The organism is Arcicella sp. GW822-FHT02H01, from assembly GCF_058802005.1.
Genome location: NZ_JBXANT010000001.1, coordinates 3,856,516 through 3,874,762, shown reverse-complemented (window position 1 = coordinate 3,874,762; position 18,247 = coordinate 3,856,516). Strand labels below are relative to the sequence as shown.

The 18,247-nt window shown below is 35.0% G+C and carries 7 protein-coding genes; 4 read left to right on the top strand and 3 right to left on the bottom strand.

Annotated elements, in window-relative coordinates:
* Positions 1-197 precede the first annotated feature (197 nt).
* From AC1RNE_RS16165 to AC1RNE_RS16150, 4 genes are all read left to right on the top strand, one after another.
* On the top strand, positions 198-1,262 hold the full coding sequence (locus tag AC1RNE_RS16165; protein ID WP_492802216.1) for a phosphatidylinositol-specific phospholipase C1-like protein: 1,065 nt from the start codon (positions 198-200) through the stop codon (positions 1,260-1,262).
* A gap of 443 nt (positions 1,263-1,705) precedes the next feature.
* On the top strand, positions 1,706-3,514 hold the full coding sequence (locus AC1RNE_RS16160; protein ID WP_492802214.1) for a PAS domain-containing sensor histidine kinase: 1,809 nt from the start codon (positions 1,706-1,708) through the stop codon (positions 3,512-3,514).
* A gap of 405 nt (positions 3,515-3,919) precedes the next feature.
* Entirely contained in the window at positions 3,920-4,336 is a 417-nt protein-coding gene (locus AC1RNE_RS16155; protein ID WP_492802213.1) for a response regulator, read from the top strand.
* Between the two features lie 98 nt (positions 4,337-4,434).
* The gene (locus AC1RNE_RS16150; RefSeq protein WP_492802211.1) at positions 4,435-5,529 is read left to right on the top strand and encodes a hybrid sensor histidine kinase/response regulator; all 1,095 of its coding nucleotides are present in this window, start codon (positions 4,435-4,437) and stop codon (positions 5,527-5,529) included.
* A gap of 76 nt (positions 5,530-5,605) precedes the next feature.
* Here the strand turns inward: AC1RNE_RS16150 and AC1RNE_RS16145 are convergent, their stop codons facing one another.
* From AC1RNE_RS16145 to AC1RNE_RS16135, 3 genes are all read right to left on the bottom strand, one after another.
* On the bottom strand, positions 5,606-8,020 hold the full coding sequence (locus AC1RNE_RS16145) for a carboxypeptidase regulatory-like domain-containing protein (RefSeq protein WP_492802209.1): 2,415 nt from the start codon (positions 8,018-8,020) through the stop codon (positions 5,606-5,608).
* 102 nt (positions 8,021-8,122) lie between these two features.
* Positions 8,123-9,109, bottom strand: a complete 987-nt coding sequence (locus AC1RNE_RS16140; protein WP_492802207.1) for a PorP/SprF family type IX secretion system membrane protein — start codon at positions 9,107-9,109, stop codon at positions 8,123-8,125.
* Positions 9,110-9,221: 112 nt separating this feature from the next.
* Positions 9,222-17,699, bottom strand: coding sequence for an Ig-like domain-containing protein (locus tag AC1RNE_RS16135; RefSeq protein WP_492802205.1), 8,478 nt, complete (start codon positions 17,697-17,699; stop codon positions 9,222-9,224).
* Positions 17,700-18,247: the final 548 nt, after the last annotated feature.

Genomic DNA, 18,247 nt, shown 5'->3' with positions numbered 1-18,247 from the left:
TTATATGATGATACACTTTGTGTAGACTAGCCTATATTCTGATATAGTATAGAGCGATAATTATTAAAATATTACAAAATAAATATCATTCAGTTAATTAGTATAGTTCATAATAGAAGATGAATTTTTATTAAGTAATTTCACCCACTTGCATTTTCCCAAAAGCCCAAAATATTCTCTTTAAAGTATAAATACGTATGAAACTTTTTTTGATTGCAGTAATAGTAGCATTTGGTTTTTCTATTTCGACTAAAAATTTAGACCAGCTAACCATCAATAAAATTCAAGTAATTGGCTCACACAATAGTTATAAAGTAGCCATTGATTCCACCCTCTTCAAATTAATCAATGGGAAGAACAAACCCGATTTATCTGGCTTAGAATACAGCCACCCTCCTATTACAACGCAGCTCGACTTAGGCTTAAGAAATTTAGAAATTGATGTTTATTCAGATACTTTAGGAGGCAAATATGCTGAACCTTACGGCATGAAATTAGTAAAAAATCAGCCCCCTTTTGATACTGAAAAAAAAATGCAATTGCCTGGCTTCAAAGTATTCCATGTGCAAGACATAGACTTCAGAAGTCATCATCCTCTTTTCAAAGATTATCTGATTGAACTAAAAGAATGGTCTAAGAAAAACCCTAAGCATGAGCCTATTTTCATCACGATGAATGCCAAAGACGATGAGATAAGAAAACCAGGATTTATCATACCTGAAAAATTCGTTGCTAAAACTTTTGATGCGTTGGAGGATGATATTAAACATTATTTGGGAGAAGAAAAACTAATCAAACCTGCTGATATTCAAGGCAATTACTCAACTTTAGAAAATGCCGTATTAAAATCAAATTGGCCTAAATTAAAAAATGCTCGTGGCAAATTTATTTTTGTTTTAGACGAAGAAGGGACAAAAAGAAATATGTTTATTGAGCATCATCCTTCCTTAAAAGGCAGAGTAATGTTTGTTAATGCCCTACCCAACACCCCTGAGGCTGCTATATTAATTTTAAATGACCCTAAAAAGAATCAAGCATTAATAAAACAGTATGTAGAAAGCGGCTATATCGTCAGAACACGTGCTGATGCTGAAACTATTCAGGCCCGTAAAAACGATTTTTCACAATTTGAAGCGGCCAAACTTTCGGGTGCTCAGATAATTTCTACAGATTATTATCTAAAAAGTAGCCATTTTATATCCGAATATAGAGTATCTTTCGAAAATGATACCTTTATCAGAAAAAATCCTTTATTTTACTAAAAAATAATAACACGGTAACTTCAACGTAATCGGTAATTTTTGAATTTACAATTCTTCAACACAACCAGTCTATTTCTACCCTCAAACTTCAAATTCTAATTAGCTAAACCCTATATTTATTCTTAGATTATTATACTTAAAAAAATTATACTAAAATAAGTATAATTCCAGTTGTCATACAGGGTGTTCTATCATTATTTTTATAATTTCGCAACTTAAAAAATAATGTTTAACACCCAACAAACAGTAAAGCAAACCGCCATTTCAAAAAATTATAAAACTAACTAATATACTTATTCTAATTTTTTCTATAGATTTTACAATATTTATTTTTTCATTAATATGAATAAATATTTTGTTTTATCTTTATTTAAATTATATAAACCCGTTCAATTGAGTAGTAAGTTATCATCATATTAAAAATTTAAAACCGCCATTAGCAGATGACATCTTCCTCGATTAATTATTTATCGGAAGTAATATTGAATTCATTAGAAGGCAATGTTTATATTTTAGATAGAGAATACCGATTTATTTATTTTAATAAATCTTTCATAGATTCTTATAAATTCAGTTTTGATGAACTACCACAATTACATGAAATCAGTAAAGTAACCACATCAGAACATCCATTTTTTCTTTCAACTGTTGAACACTATAAAAGAACATTTGAGGGAGAATCTTTTGAGCTTGAACCAAATACAATAAAGCAAAAGTTCACTCCACTTATGGATGAAAATGGTATTGTTTCAATGATTTTGGTACAATTTATTGTACTTCCCAACACGATTCCTTTCGCTACTGAAAACGTACAATATTCAGAAAGCCAATATCACGAAGTAATTAATCTTATTAGCGACATCGTTTTTAAAACTGATCAGCATTGGCACTGGACATTCTTGAATGATTCTTGGACAAAAATCCTCAACTATAGTATAGAGGAATCTTTAGGACGACCATTTTATGAGTTTATGCACCCAGAAGATGCCGCCCAAAAAGAACAATTGTTTGATGCCTTAATACGTGAAAAAAAGCCTACGAGTAAGCACCTCGCCAGATTCATTACAAAAACTGGAGAAATAAAATGGATTAAGGCTTCAGTTACGTTTATTTCAGACCCTAAAGGATTTGTCATTGGAGCTACAGGAACATTAAGAGATATCACTAGACAAAAAGAAAATGCCCATATTTACGAATTACTCTCCAATAATGTAAAAGACTTAGTTTGTATTCATGATTTAGAAGGTAACTTATTGTACCTGTCGCCTTCTATCAAACAAATTACTGGCTATGAACCTCAAGATTTAATTGGGAAAAAACTATCTGATTATTACCATCCAGACGATTTAGAGCTTATTGACAAAGAACAATTGCCATTTGGCGAAACTACATCATCCTATACGAGTTACCGCTTCAAAAAAGCCAATGGAAATTATGTGTGGCTGGAAACTAATTCAAAAGTATTTTTTGATGATTACGACCTTACTCATCGAATTATTACTTCTTCCAGAGAAATAAATGATAGAAAACGCACCGAAGAAGTTTTGATGGCATCGTTACAAAAAGAAAAAGAATTGAATGATTTGAAGACGCTTTTTGTCAACGTAGCGTCTCATGAGTTTAGAACGCCTCTCTCTACGATTCGTTCAAGTACTGAAATTATCCAATTGATAGATAAAGAACAGAATCCACATATTACAAAACATGTGAACATTATCAGTAGTCAGATTGATAGAATCACCAATTTGATGAACGAAATTTTGATTGTTGGAAAAATAGAATCCAACAATTTGAGTTGTAATAAAGAAGATGTAAATATTCTTGAATTGGTTAAAACAAGCACAGAGGCACAAAATGTTTTACAAAAAGATGGAAGATTTATAGATTTTAAAGTGACAGGTTCACCTCGTACTGCACAAATAGACCCTCTCCATCTTACTTTAATCTTGGATAATTTATTATCAAATGCCTTCAAGTATTCTCGGAATAATCCCAACCCTATTCTTTCTTTAATCTTTAGCGAAGACTCTTTTCAGATAAGTATTCAAGATTTTGGGATAGGTATCCCATCTGAGGTAAAAAACAATGTATTTAATTCTTTTTATAGGGCAAATAACGTCGGAAGGATAGAAGGAACAGGTTTAGGATTAGTAATAGCAAAAAATTTAGTGAAGATAAACGGAGGAAAGCTCAGCTTTGATAGCAAAGAAAATGAAGGATCTACATTTATCCTTTATTTCAGTTATTTATAATTGAAATGGGTCTATTACTAGTATATAAAAAAGAATACTTCCTAGTAAAAAGAGGAGTTATTCTTTTTGTTATTAATTAATAAATAAGTAATTTAGCAAAAAGACCATTTCTTAATTTACCATAAAATTAAGTTATGTCATCCTTTTATATAAATATATAAATTATTCAATGATTGATAGACGTACTTTGAATATTAAGTATTATTTATTGAAATTGAAACAATTCCATTATTAAACTTATTAAAATAAACTTGTGAAATATTTAAATTTTCATGAGTCAATAATTATGTAATGTTGAGTTTATATAACTGTAAACTCATGTATATCATTAATAACTCAATCTCTTTGATGTCAGCTATTATTTTGAAGAGAATTTGACCTATATTAATAAAATTTTGTAAAAAAATGAATAAAATTCCTAAGACATTAATTGTAGATGATGAGCATCTTAACAGAATATTGCTAGCTCGTTCATTACAATCCTTTAATATACCTTACAGCGAAACTACTGATGGACAGGAGGCCTTAGAGTGGATTAAAAATTCTACCGAAAAGCAGTTGATTATATTATTAGATTTGAATATGCCAGTAATGGATGGATATGAATTTATGTTTCACTTAGAATCATATCCTGAAGAATTTTTGGATAAACAAATAGAGCTTATTATCGTATCAGCGGCTAGCCAAAGTAGTTTTGAAGAGTTATGTGAATTAGCTGGAATAACGTTGAAAACGGCTGCTTATCTTGAAAAACCAGTTAGTAAAAATAGATTACAAGAAGCACTTCTTCTTGCTACACAAAATTTCAGTGCCCCTCTTTAATGATTATAGATGTTCTTCAATATAAAATAGGTAATTTATAGATTAAATCACCTCAATTTGAAATATATGAAGCAATAATATCTTACACAAAAACAATTATGATTAAAATTGTATTGATAGAGGATGATTTTTTGTTGGCCGATAATACAAAAACAATTTTAGAAATTAGCGGATTTAGCTGCTTTGTTGCTGAAGATGGGGAGACAGGAATCCAGTTAATCGAAGCCTTCCAGCCAGATATTGTTATTTGTGATATTATGCTTGGCGAGATGGATGGGTATGAGATTTTAAGAATTATTCGTTATGAAAAAGGTTTAGTAAATCTTCCATTTATATTTCTATCAGCTAGGGCAGATTTCGCTGACAAACGGAAAGGGATGAATCTAGGGGCTGATGATTTTCTTACAAAACCCTTTACTACCAAAGATTTAATTGAAACTATCAATTCTAGGTTAAGAATTAGTTCTCTCAAAAAAGCTTCTGCTGATGTAGAAATTCGCAAAAATGCTACCGATATTTTTTTAAGTATCTCTAACCATGAATACCTTACGCCACTAAATGGCATAGTAAACTTTACAGATTTAATGTCAGAAAGCATTGAAAACTCTAGTTTTCTGGATATTAATGAACTTCAAATTTTGATTGATGGCATCAGGCTTTCTGGCAAAAGGATGCTACGTATTACGCGTAAATTACTTTGGTATAACCAACTCATCTGTGGCATAAACCCTTGGAAAAATGCCTCAAAAGAAGAAGTAGATGTTATAAAACTAGAGCATAAGTTATTCCATCAACTCAAAAAAAGCAAACCTTCTGATTTTCACCTGATTACTCACCACAATGCTTCGCCTCTTAAGGGATATGACAGCATTTTTGTGGAAGATATTTTATCCGAACTTTATCAAAATATCATTCAATTTGCCAATGTAGATTATAGAATTTATTCTGAAATACTTTCAAATAGTTCATTCTTAACATTGACGCTTAAAAATCATTTTTTAGGAACCTATGAAATGGATACCCAAGCCATAAAGCCTTTCTATCAAGCCCATATTACCAAAGATATGAATGGTACTGGACTAGGCTTATACATCGTAAATGAATGGGTAAAAACCATAGGCGGACAATTAGAAGTAAAATGTACAAATAGTATTTTTGAAGTGAATCTAACTTTGCCTATCCGTATAGCTTAAAAGTATAATCTTATATAAATGCAAAAAGCCTATCCCGAACAATGTCTGGATAGGCTTTTTACTTTATCTTATCTCTTTATTCTAATTGTATAATCTTGAATTCTGAGCGTCTATTTATCTGATGCTGTTCCTCTGTACACTCTATACCGTCAGCACATTCATTCAACAATTGTGTTTCACCATAACCAGAAGTTTCAAATCTATCAGCAGCGATACCTCTTTTAACTAAATACTGAACAACAGATGCCGAACGATTTTCTGAAAGTTTTTGGTTAAATTCTGTCGTAGCTCTACTGTCGGTATGCGAACGTACTTCGATTCTCATGTTTGGATAACGTCGCATCAGCCTCAATAATTTATTCAACTCTACAGCTGCATCTGGACGAATATCGTACTTCGTATAGTTATAATAAATATTATCAAGTGCTATCACGTCGCCTTCTTCAAACATCGTTAAATTACTATTGATTTCTGTTGGGTCATTCACGCCCAATTTTTCTATTTTATTACCTTTACTAGCAAAATGTTCTTTGGCAGCATCAATAGAATATTCACATCCTTCACAAATTTCGAATTGGTAAAGTCCATTTGCGCCTGTCGTAACTGTTTGAATACTTCCGTCACATTCATTGGTTAACGTTACTTTAACACCACCTAATGATGTTTTATTTTTGCTTGCAGTTACCCTACCTTTGATAATTTTCGTTGCCGCACATGGTGAAGTGTTTTTAGCCTTAGCAACATTTGAAGTATCATCAAGTCCTACTCTCATCAGGGGAATCTCTAGGGCTTTTAATAAATTACTTTCAATCGTTGTAAAAGAAACTGAATTAGGTAAATAGTTATCTCTGCTGGCATTAAACTTATATTCTTTGTTCAAGTCTACACAAATTTTAAATCCTCCATTTGAATCTGTTTTTTTCATCACAGATTTCCCATCAGTCAAAATCTCTACATCTGCATTATCCAAAGGCATTTTTGAGTCTGAATCATAAACGATTATTTGTAGCTCCTGACATTCTGGTTTTTCATCACATTCACGTGTAAAACGATAAATATCATCATCTGTTCCTCCACGTTTACGATTTGAAGAAAAATAGCCTGTTTTGCGTTCACCGTCGGTAATTAATCCAAAATCATCTTTACTTGAATTAATCGGCATTCCCATATTAGACACATTGCTCACTGCATTCATGCCTGATAATTTCACATAAAAAATATCTAAATCACCAAGACCAGGGTGACCGTCTGAGGCAAAGTATAAATTTCCTCTTTCGTCTGCAAATGGGAACATTTCATTGCCTATTGTATTAACAATTGGGCCCATATTGATGGGTTTACCAAATTTTCCATCTTGATATTCGCACACATAAATGTCTGTACCACCATAGCCTCCTGGCATATCTGATACAAAATACATTAATTTATCATCTTTCGTCAAAGCTGGATGACCTGTAGAAAAATCGTTATTATCAAATGGCACCTCTTTAACATTTTCCCATTCACCATTTTTTAAATCAGCCGTGTATATTTTTAATTTGTTGATTTTATCGCTAGAGGTCTTGTATTTACCATTATTGTAATTGTTCCTCGTAAAAATCACTTTCTTTCCATCACTTGTAAAAGTCATGGGGCCTTCATGATATTTTGTATTGAGGCTTTTACTAAAGCTCTCTGTTTTTACGCCAGGAGTTTCTACAAAATTTCTATAAATATTAGAGCCACTATAAGTACCTATCGTTTTAGTATCGTTGGCTGTTGGAGCAGTATATTCATCTTCGCCTACTCCTGCACCTCTTTTCTTGATTTTTAATTTATCATCCGCTGAACTGCCTAAACCTGCTGGTGTTGTAGTGGTTAATTGATTGATATCACTGAGATAATACATATCCAGAAAATGTGAATTATCCCAACTAAACATTCTTTTTAGTCCTATTTCATTTACTCTACTCGAGTTAAAAACCAAGCCATTTTTATAATACATCGGGCTAAAATCAGCATGGTCGGTATTTAGTGATAAATAGTCTACTTTATAACAAGCGGCATTTCTATTTAAAACATCCACATTTTTGTATAATTTTTGAAAACCACCGCTCCTTGTATCCGCTATTTCAATTTTAGCATATTGTTCATAAACATCCTGAGCTTCTTTATACTTACCGTTTGACGCCAACGCTTGTGCATAATATAAATATACTTTAGAATCTGCTCCAGAGAATGCCGTACCTTTTGAAACTAGCTCATGATAAATCCTTTCAGCATTTTGTGAATCACGCATCTGTCTGTATGAATAAGCCAATTTAATTAAAGCAGCCTGACGGTCTGCTTCAGATAGTTTACCTTTTAATACCTGTTCAAACATTTCAGAGGCATTTAGGTAACTCATCTGCTTGAATTGATACTCGGCATCCTTTAAAGTTTGCGCAATAGCCCCAACTGTTGCAAGCAACATCAGACAGAAACAGAGTATAATTTTATTCAAATTAATCATCGTTTTAAATATTTTACTATCTATAGTATTACTAGGAGGTTTCTTTACAATTCTGCTTCTTATATAAGAATGTTGCTTATATAACGCTCGTCAATCGATTGATTAAAAATACCGTGGTGTAAGTATTTTCGTTTTACGATATCCAAATTCATAACGAAGCATAAATTCATGAGAACCTTTTTGTATATTTTTCAAACCATTTAATGCGTAATCATAAGCATACCCAAAACGGATTTGGTCAGTAGCCTGAACCTCGAGCATTCCTATTAATGCATCACCGTATTGGTTAGCAAAAGGAGAAGCGAATTTCAAATTATTGGTTCTCCAAGAACAACCAAGGGCAAATCTATCATTAAACCAAAGGTTTGCATTTAAATCAAATGAAGCCACATCACGCGTTATTTTAGATAAAACTGATGGTTTTAACGTAAATGAACGACCTAATGGGAAAACATAACCCATCATCAAAAAATAGTGGCGTTCTTGTCTTGTTACTGAATCTCCCGATTTTCCTGCTTCAGCATCTATCAATCTATTTCGCATTAAACTCGGACACGAGAAACCTATATACCCTCTGTCATCACTTAGATAAATGCCTGCTCCAAAATTAGGCAACCATTTATTGAAAGAATAAGTAAAAGCTTGGTCACCTGTTTGAGTTAATAGTGTTTGTGTTAAGTTTCCAGAAACACTCGTTGCACCAGCTTGAAGACCCATTGCTAAAGTTGCTCTTTGCGTTACTTTTATTCTATAAGCATAAGAACCATATAAACCCACATTCCTAAAATCCCCAATGTTATCATTATAGGCTTGAAACCCTACTCCTACTTTCTCTCCATTTATAGGACTATCAACTGAAAAAGATTGCGTAGTGGGTGCTCCCGTAATATTTATCCATTGCTGTCTATGTACTACAGTGGCGCTCAATACATCACGGCTTCCTGCATAAGCAGGGTTGATTGGCAACATATTGAACATATATTGTGAGTATTGAACCTCTTGCTGGGCCTGAATAGAATGGACAGCTGTTATGGTGAACAATAATGCTGTCACATATTTAATTCTTGAAAGGAAACCTTTGAGCTTCATGCTATTCAAATTTAAGATTTTATAATTACCAGAATCGATACTATTCTGCTAGTAAGATTAAATAAAGTGATGCTTATTGTAGCCATTCTGTCGAATGGCTACAATGAATGATTTATCGCGAAATAGTCATATAACGAACAGGTTCTACGCCTACTGGCAATGCTACTTTTTCTCCTGTTGCTTTTTTATATATTGTTACTATATAGAAGTATGTACCTGATGGCAAACCACTTCCTACTGATAGGAGTCTTATCCCTGTATTAGGTACTCCATCCCAATCATTTTTATAATCTTCAGATGCAAAGACCAAACTTCCCCAACGATTATATACCTCTACGGCAGCCCTTTCATCTGAATTAACGCCATCAATCACAAAAGTGTCGTTAACGCCATCTCCATTCGGAGAGAAACCATGTGGAATAGATACTATTTTTCCTGGTGGATTTGTATTTGGTATTATAATTGGCGTTGGCGAAGACTCCAATGGTTTTCCATCGTTGTTTGGATCAGGATTGTCTCCATTCACAGAAGAATCCGTTACCACAGTAAAGTTATCTTCAGTTACTGCCTTAGCATACGCAACTGTATGAAGTGTATCAATTAATAGATTCTTGGTAATATTAATGGTATACTTGATTACGATACTATCACCAGGAAGTAATGCTGTTGTAGAATCAACGGTGAGTAAAGAATCTAGTCTTCCATTAAATCTAAAATTCAATACTGTATTCGCTCCTCGTACTAAAGTAGGACTTCCTAAAATAGCCCAAGCTGCTACTTGACTACCAATGGTTGTTGTTAAATCATTGCTTAAAGCAATATTTTTAAGAAGTACATTGCCGTAATTTTTAGCAGTTAATGTCATCGTGACATTGTATGAACCATCCGATTGAGGACTAGTATCAGTCACTGCCGATAATGAAACCCCTAGTGATGCTTGTACATTAGAAGCTCCTTTTGTAAGAACAACTGGTGTTGCTACATTATCATTTGATGGATTCAAATCACCATTTCCATCTGGATTAACACCATTCGTTGAAACATCTGTGTATGATTGATTATCAGTACCTACGCCAGTTCCTATTGCTACGTTATTAAATACAGAATCTGTTGCTGCTGATACACTTATAGTAACTGTTAAATTGATAATGGCTGTATCTCCTTTGGCTAGCGTACTTAATGAATCTACTAATAAATTACTATTAGCACCTATCCCATTATAGTTTGGATTAATCGTTATACCAGCCTTCGTTGTCGTTATGGTTGGTTTTGCAGCTAATGTCGCTCCTTTCGCCACAAAAACTACCCCAAGGCTATCCCTTACACTGAGTTTGGTAATATTGGTTGTTCCCATATTAACCACTCTGATTCTATAAGGAACTGTCCAAACATTATCTGATACTCGTTTTAAACCAGCACTAACCAATTCTTTTGCTAATCCGATTATTGTATTTGAGTTACCTAAAGTTACCTGCGTTACACCTGGATTTGCATTAACATTTGTACCATCACTAGACTTTGCAATAAGCACCTCATTAGTAGGGCGTTTACCGCTTATTTGAGCCTGACCACTAAATGGTCCCGTTTCTCCATTGGTTGTAACCTGAACAATATAAGTGACTGTATCAACCGCCCCCGGAATCATATAACTACTTACATTATTCACGATGTTAGAATCTAACAAGCCAAAACTATCATTAACATTTAATTTAGAGCCAGCTCCTAATGTTGGTTTTTTAATGATAATGGCTGTCGTAGGAGTTTTAAAAGTAGTAGCCAAATTATTGGTTAGGCTTACATTTTTAAGTGTGTCTTTACAGAAATTTTTAGCAATCAATTGATACGTAACATTGTAAATACCGCTTGACACCGCCACAGTGTTAGTCACTGCCATGGCTAGCCCTACTCTACATGAATCTACCGTTGTATTTTCTCCATTAACAGTTACAGAAGAATTATTATTAGTAAGATTAGTATCATTAAATGAAGTAACAGAAGCAGGGTTTGTTACTGCGGTTGTTACTTTCATTTTGGCTACATAAGTAAACGTTTTTACCTGATCTTTTTCTAACGAATCTAAGTTAATTACGATTTTACCACCTGAAATTGTTAATCCTGCAGGAATTAGAATTAAGTCTACACCAGCTGGGAAAGGGTTTGTAATGACGATATTCCTTGCTGTACCCGGACCATTGTTTTTAACTGAAATCGTGAAGTTGATATCTTCATTAAGTTTTGCAGTTCCTTTATCTGCAACAATCGTAATAGCTACGTCAGCATTAGGAGTTGTAGTACCATTGTCTACAATAATTATAGTACCCGCTGAATAACATCCCTCTGCTGACTGATAGAAGGCATAATAAGTACCAATCCCTACAGCCGTTGGTGTTAAAACAGTATTCGTAGTTGGCGAACTCGTTGTTTTAAATACTAATGTCGTTCCTGTTGGTGCCGTGCTAGTAACTAGTTTTGTTAAATCAGCCGTTGCTCCTACTGCAATAGTACTATTAATTGTAACTGGACTAACAATATTTGTGGTAGTATTTACCACAAATGATAATTCATTTGATTGTGGAGAAATACAAGACAGACTTTCGCAAGTAGCACTATATTTTATATTACCATTAGGTACTATAACCTTAGGAATTCCTGTTGTTCCATCAGACCATCTTACTGTTCCTACACAACCTGTCGCTGTTAACGTGATAGCTTGTCCTAAACAGATATTCGTTTTGTCTGAAGTAATTAATGGTGCCGCTAGATTACATAATTCAGTTATTGTAATCGTTACTGAACTTCTATCATCTTCGTTATTACTCGTCCCATTTGCTGGCGTCGAATCTGGGTCAGGCTGATCAGATTTTGTAATTTCGGCTGCACTAGTAAATGTACCCGCTGTAAGCACTTTTACTTTATAAGTAAATACTTGTGATGAGCCACTCGGAATACTAACACTTGTCCCTGTAATAACTCCAGATGTATGAGTAGTATTAGTGCTTGATACAAATACCATACCTGCTGGTATGATATCCTTCACTTCAACGTTGGTTGCAGTGTTTGGTCCAGCATTATTAATTGTTAAGGTATAAGTAAGCGTATCACCAACATGTGGCGTAAGGTTTGATACAGTTTTTATTAAACTCAAATCAGCATTTTCTCCATTAATCGTTACAGAAGAAGAATTATTTGTAAGATTAGGGTCTTTTAATGAAGTAACAGAAGCAGGGTTGATAATTGTCGCTGTTCCTTTCATCTTGCCTACATAAGCAAATGTTCTTACCTGATCTTTCATTAAAGAATCGAAGCTAATCACGATTTTATCTCCCGAAACTGTTAGTCCATTAGAACTTGAAACAAATTCTAACCCAGCAGGTAGCGGATTGGTAATTACGATATTCCTTGCTGTACCTGGCCCATTGTTAGTTACTGAAATCAAGAAATTGATATTTTCATTCAGTTTTGCAATTGTTCTATCAGCATCAATGGTAATTGCCACATCTGCATCTGCGACAGCTGCTTGATTATAAACAATTATTCTAGTACCCGCCGAATAACATCCATCAGCCGATTGATAGAAGGCATAATAAGTGCCAATGCCAACTGCCGTCGGTGTTAAGACTGTATTCGTTGTTGGTGAACTTGTCGTTTTGAATACTAGAGTCGTTCCTGTTGGCGCTGTGCTAGTCACTAATTTTGTTAAGTCAGCCGTTGCCCCTGTTGCAATAATTGTGTTGGTCGTAATTGGACTAACAATACTTGGAGTAGTATTTACTATAAACGATAACTCATTGGATTGCGGTGAAATACAAGGTGAGCTTTCGCAAGTAGCGCTATATTTTATATTACTATTTGGTACAATAACTTTAGGTAATCCCGTAGTACCATCAGACCATCTTATAGTCCCTGCACAACCTGTCGCACTTAAAGTAATAGCTTGTCCCAAACAGATAGTTGTTTTGTCTGCAGTAATAACAGGTGCTGACGTTAGTATAACTGTAATAGTTCTGATTAAAGATGCAGCACTTGTACAAAGCCCAATACTACAAGTTGCGGTATAAGATGTTGTAATAGTTGGAGAAACCGAAACTATCGTACCTTTCTGTCCATCAGACCAGTTGACAATACCACTACAACCACTCGCAGTAAGTTGTACTGCACTTCCTAAACAGATGCTTGATGTTGCCGAAGTAATGACTGGTATCGCTGGATTCTCAACGGTAATCACTGTTTGTACTGATTTTATCGATGTACAAAAAGCAGTACTACAAGTAACAGCATAAGACGTTGATTTAGTCGGTGTCACAGTAAGGCTTGCTCCTGTAGCAGTTTTATCATCATAATACCAAGTAACTGTTCCATTACAACCATCTGCTGTTAATGTTGCTGAGCCTCCTGGACAAACAGATGTAGCTGTCGTGCGTATTGTTGGTGCTGGAATAGGTACTACATTGATAACTTTTGAAGCAGAAGCATTGCTCATACAACCATTGATAGTACAAACAGCATTATAGCTTGTTGATACAGTCGGTGTTACTAATATCGTAGTTGTTGTTTGTCCTGTACTCCATCTTACCGTTCCATTACAATTTAACGCAGTTAATGTAATTGATTCTGAAGGGCATATTTCTGTTTTTTCTGCTAAAATTTCAGGCGCATTCGGTTTTTGTGTAACGATAATATTGATAGTTGCTAATGCACTTTCACAACCAGATGCCTTACATTTAGCCGTAAATGTTTGTGAAGAGCTAGGCGTTACCGTTAATGTATTTCCTGTTGGGAAACCTGCAACTTGCCATTCTACTACTCCGCTACAACCACTAGCTGTAAGCACCGATGATTCGCCCGAGCAAATAGTACTTTGCGAAGCGACTAAAGTTGGTGCTGTAATATTCGTTACTGTAATGCTCATTACGTTTGATGCAGGACTTTGGCAAGCATCCTTCTGGCAATAAGCTGTATATGTTCTGCTGACTGTTGGACTTACTGTAATCGAAGCCACATTTGTTTGCCCTGAGCTCCACACAATGTTCGAACCTGTACAACCAGTAGCTGTTAAGGTAGTTTGTCCGTTCAGACAGATAACACTATTCATTGCTGTGATTACTGGTGCAACCAAGTTACATACTTCTGTGACAGTAATGCTTACAGCGCTTCTGTCATCTTCATTATTATTGGTTCCATTACCCGGCGTTGAATCTGGGTCTGGCTGGTCCGACTTTGTAATTTCAGCACTGTTTGTAATGCTCCCTGCTGATAGCACCTTTACTTTGAAAGCAAATTGTTTAGAAGCACCACTGGCAATACTTGCCACTACCCCTGTAACAACCCCTGAACTGTGCGTAACATCACTACTTGATAAAAATGCCAATCCTGATGGCAAAGCATCTTTCACTTCAACATTAGTAGCCGTATTAGGGCCAGCATTGTTTACATTTAATGAATAAGTAAGCGTATCGCCAACATGTGGGATTGCATTTGAAACTGATTTGGCTAAACTTAAATCAGCTCTGTCTACTACGTTTACTGTAACTGATGATGTATTGTTTGCCAATTTACTTGGGTCATCATTTATTCCAGTGATAGTTGCAGTGTTAACAACTGACCCTATTTTACTAAGTTTTACATTTACTAAAAGTATTTTATTCGACCCTTCTGATAAACTACCTACATTCCAAACTCCAGTGGTACTATTGTATTGTCCAGCAGGAATGGCACTCATAAAAGTAGCTCCTTGTGGTAAAATATCTGTTAGCGTTACATTATCAGCATTAATATTTCCAATATTTCTTGCGTCAATAGTATATGAGATTTCTTGTCCTAATAAATAAGAAGGTGATGTTCTAGCGTCTGGTGATGAGATTACAGTTTTTACTACCGCCAAATCTGTAAAACATTTTGATACTTTAAATGAAATAGAGGTACGGTCACTTACACAGCCTTCAGGGCTAGTTGCTTCAGCATAGTAAGTTACAGTTCCTTCAATAGTTGGTGTTACAGCAAACCCTAAGTCTGAACCAATGCCAATTGGTGTAGTACTTGTCGCTGAACTATACCATTTAATCGTGTTCCCAACGCTCACAGCAAATAATTTGGCTGAGCTCCCTAAACAAATAAGGGTATCACTCTTTAAATTAACTGGTGCAGCAGGTTTTGCTTTAATTGTTAAAATTGTATTTGCCAACGCTGCATTACAAAGTGTAACAGCACCGTCTGGGTCATTGGTTTTAAAACTCAATATGATAGACCCGTCAATCACATCCGCAGCTGATGGTGTATATTTTGCAGTAAGGCTAGCAGCATTATCAAAAGTACCTGTTCCGTCTGTAGTCCATACCCCACTCGTTGCTCCTCCGCTTAATATGGCATTCAATTGTACTGGCGTTGCTGTTCCTCCGCAAATTGGTAAAAGAGCAGTTAAGCTAACAGCAGGTGGATTGCTACATTGGCAAGTAGTAATATTTACAACCACCATCGCTCCATCGCTATAACAACCATTACTTGATTTCTCGAAAAGGAAATACGACCCTGCTCCTATCGCAGTAGGATTTGAAATAACAGGTGAAGTTGTTGAATTAGCAGTATGCCATTCAAAAGTTCCACCAGTTGATACTGTGCTTGTAATAGCGTCCGCCAAGTTTACGCTTGTAGCATTGATGGCACAATTATTAGTAAGCGTGGCAAGTACTGTTGGCGTAGCTGGCTTAGGATTAACCGCTACTGTTACGGATGCTTTTTCGCTAGGGCAAGCACTTGCTGAACTATTAACAATACTTAAAAAATAAGTCGTAGTAACTGATGGCGATACTACTATTGAGGAAGTCGTTGCAAAAGGAGTAGTTGCAGTAGCAGAAGTAAACCATTGAAAAATCGGGTCGGTTATGCCTGGCGTTCCTAATGTTACAGTTCCTCCTGAACAAATAGTAGTACCCAAGATAAAAGGAGCGGCAGGTGTTGTATTAACGTTGAAGCTAACACCTGTTGCATCTAATTGTGCACATACCGTACTACTCGTATTAATCGTAGTTGCTAAATCGCTTGCTTTAGTAACACCAAAAATTATATTGGATAAATTCAAGTAGTTGCTACTGCTTGAATTAGCATTATATACTAGTGCAAAGATTTTATAAGCATCAGGAAGTGCTACAGAAAATGATGGTGTGCTACTAATCTGTTGGATAGTATTAGTAGTACCCTTTGTAAGAATATAGTTTATTGAAAAACCAGCAGGAACTACAGGCGATACTCCTGTAGTAGCAGTAAGTACTACTGGTCCACCAGCCGCTGGTAAACAGAAACTAGAAGTTGTAGTTGTTAATGTTCCTGCACCAATAACGCAGTTAGAAATAATACCAGCACCAATTGTTAAATTATCTCTGCCAACATCACCAGCTGGTTTTGTTACATCAATGGCTATTGTAGTAGTTAAACCACCTACGCCAGCATCAGAATCATTCGTTGAGTTACTGCCTGGGGCATTTGGTGTTACAAAGCTTCTTCCTGTCGGTAATATAAATTTAACATTATAAGAACCAGACATTAAATTGCTAAACAAATACTTTCCTCCATCAGCAGTAACATCAGTTGCCAGCAAGGTATTGTCTGTAGCATCGTATAGTTCTACTGTAATACCATTTATGCCAGTCTCACCTGTATTTTTAATACTATTCCCGTCAACATCATTCCAAACTATGCTACCAATTGAGCCAAATAGACCTGGTGTAAATTTAAAAGCACAACAACCATTTACTGGACAACGCCCATTGGTTGCGGTAAAAGCATATTCTGTATAATCTGTAACACTTGTTATTTTAATATTGCCATCTGCCAAGAGTGTTACATCAGTAGTAGTACTTGTAACAATTACTGGCGTACCTGTTGCTCCTACTTTTTTAGTCCAAACAATGTTGGTAAAGCCTGTTGGTATTTCAGTCACATATTCATCTCCGCTATAGAAAAGCTCTTCAATTGAAAAGCAAGTACCATCTTGGTCGTCTTCTAACACTAAATGATTATTAGGTGTTGAATCTGTATCTTGTTCAGTCTCTTTTGTAATCTCTGCTGTGGTGTACCAAAAGCCTCGTTTGCTGACAGTAGCAACTACTGTCATGGTAAGTTCAGCACTTCCTGCTACTTCCCCTACATTCCATACTATGGTCGTTACACCACTAGCGGTAGCCGTGGTAGCAGTACCAACTCCATTAACATTTAATGATTTGAAAGTAACTCCTGCGGGTAGCGTATTGGTTAATTCTACCCCAGTAGCTTTATCTGGATTAATATTCTTAACCTTTATAGTATAAGTTATATCTGCACCGACAGCAGGGCTTTGATTACTGATGGTAGTACTTACCGATAAATCGGGCAAAGCAGCCACAGCATTAAATGAGGAAGCGAATGATAGAAATATTATCCCAATAAAAGCACGACAAACAGCCATTGCATAGCGGTTGTTTTGTGTACTCGAACTAGTTAATAATGATAAAATAGCAAAAAACGATTTTGAAAAATTAAAGTCGTTTTTTAATGCACGATTTTTGGCAACTACTTGCAAAGAGTAGTTATTAAACCAATTAAACAAACTTGTTTGCATTAGTTTTTTACTTTTATAAACCGAGTTGCTTTGGTAAAAAATTTGAGTCATTATTTGTACAGTTAGTAGATTGTCCTTTTGTATAGAGGAATACGTTTTGAACAATTTAGGTCCCAATCAAATTGAAATAATATATATGGTAGCTCGTTTCAATCGTCGTTCATACATTTGATACTGTTAAATGATGAAGTGCCAAGCTTTTATTTATTGCTTATCTGTAGGCATATTAATGTGCCAAACTATTTACTTTCAATTACTTACATTACAAAAAGCCATTAGTAATCATCTAAAAAAGAGAGGAAGAGCTTTATTTTTCATGTCAGGAATGAATATCCCCCTCAAAAAGCATCCAAAATTGTGCCAAATAATTAAATTTAGCAACTATTTTTAATCCTAGAGCAGGATGTTTAAACCCATAAATTTAGCACCCTTTTAATTCATAAAGGGGCTTGATTAGATTTTTTTAAAATAATTTTTTGTTAGTGGCTAAAAACGTTATTTCAGTTTTTGCTTTTCAGTGGGAAATTTATCGGGCATGTTAAGATAGA

Bases quoted from the DNA above. Each gene is read 5' to 3' on its own strand.
- AC1RNE_RS16165 (WP_492802216.1), top strand. From the start codon at position 198: ATGAAACTTTTTTTGATTGCAGTAATAGTAGCATTTGGTTTTTCTATT.
- AC1RNE_RS16160 (WP_492802214.1), top strand. From the start codon at position 1,706: ATGACATCTTCCTCGATTAATTATTTATCGGAAGTAATATTGAATTCA.
- AC1RNE_RS16155 (WP_492802213.1), top strand. From the start codon at position 3,920: ATGAATAAAATTCCTAAGACATTAATTGTAGATGATGAGCATCTTAAC.
- AC1RNE_RS16150 (WP_492802211.1), top strand. From the start codon at position 4,435: ATGATTAAAATTGTATTGATAGAGGATGATTTTTTGTTGGCCGATAAT.
- AC1RNE_RS16145 (WP_492802209.1), bottom strand. From the start codon at position 8,020: ATGATTAATTTGAATAAAATTATACTCTGTTTCTGTCTGATGTTGCTT.
- AC1RNE_RS16140 (WP_492802207.1), bottom strand. From the start codon at position 9,109: ATGAAGCTCAAAGGTTTCCTTTCAAGAATTAAATATGTGACAGCATTA.
- AC1RNE_RS16135 (WP_492802205.1), bottom strand. From the start codon at position 17,699: ATGCAAACAAGTTTGTTTAATTGGTTTAATAACTACTCTTTGCAAGTA.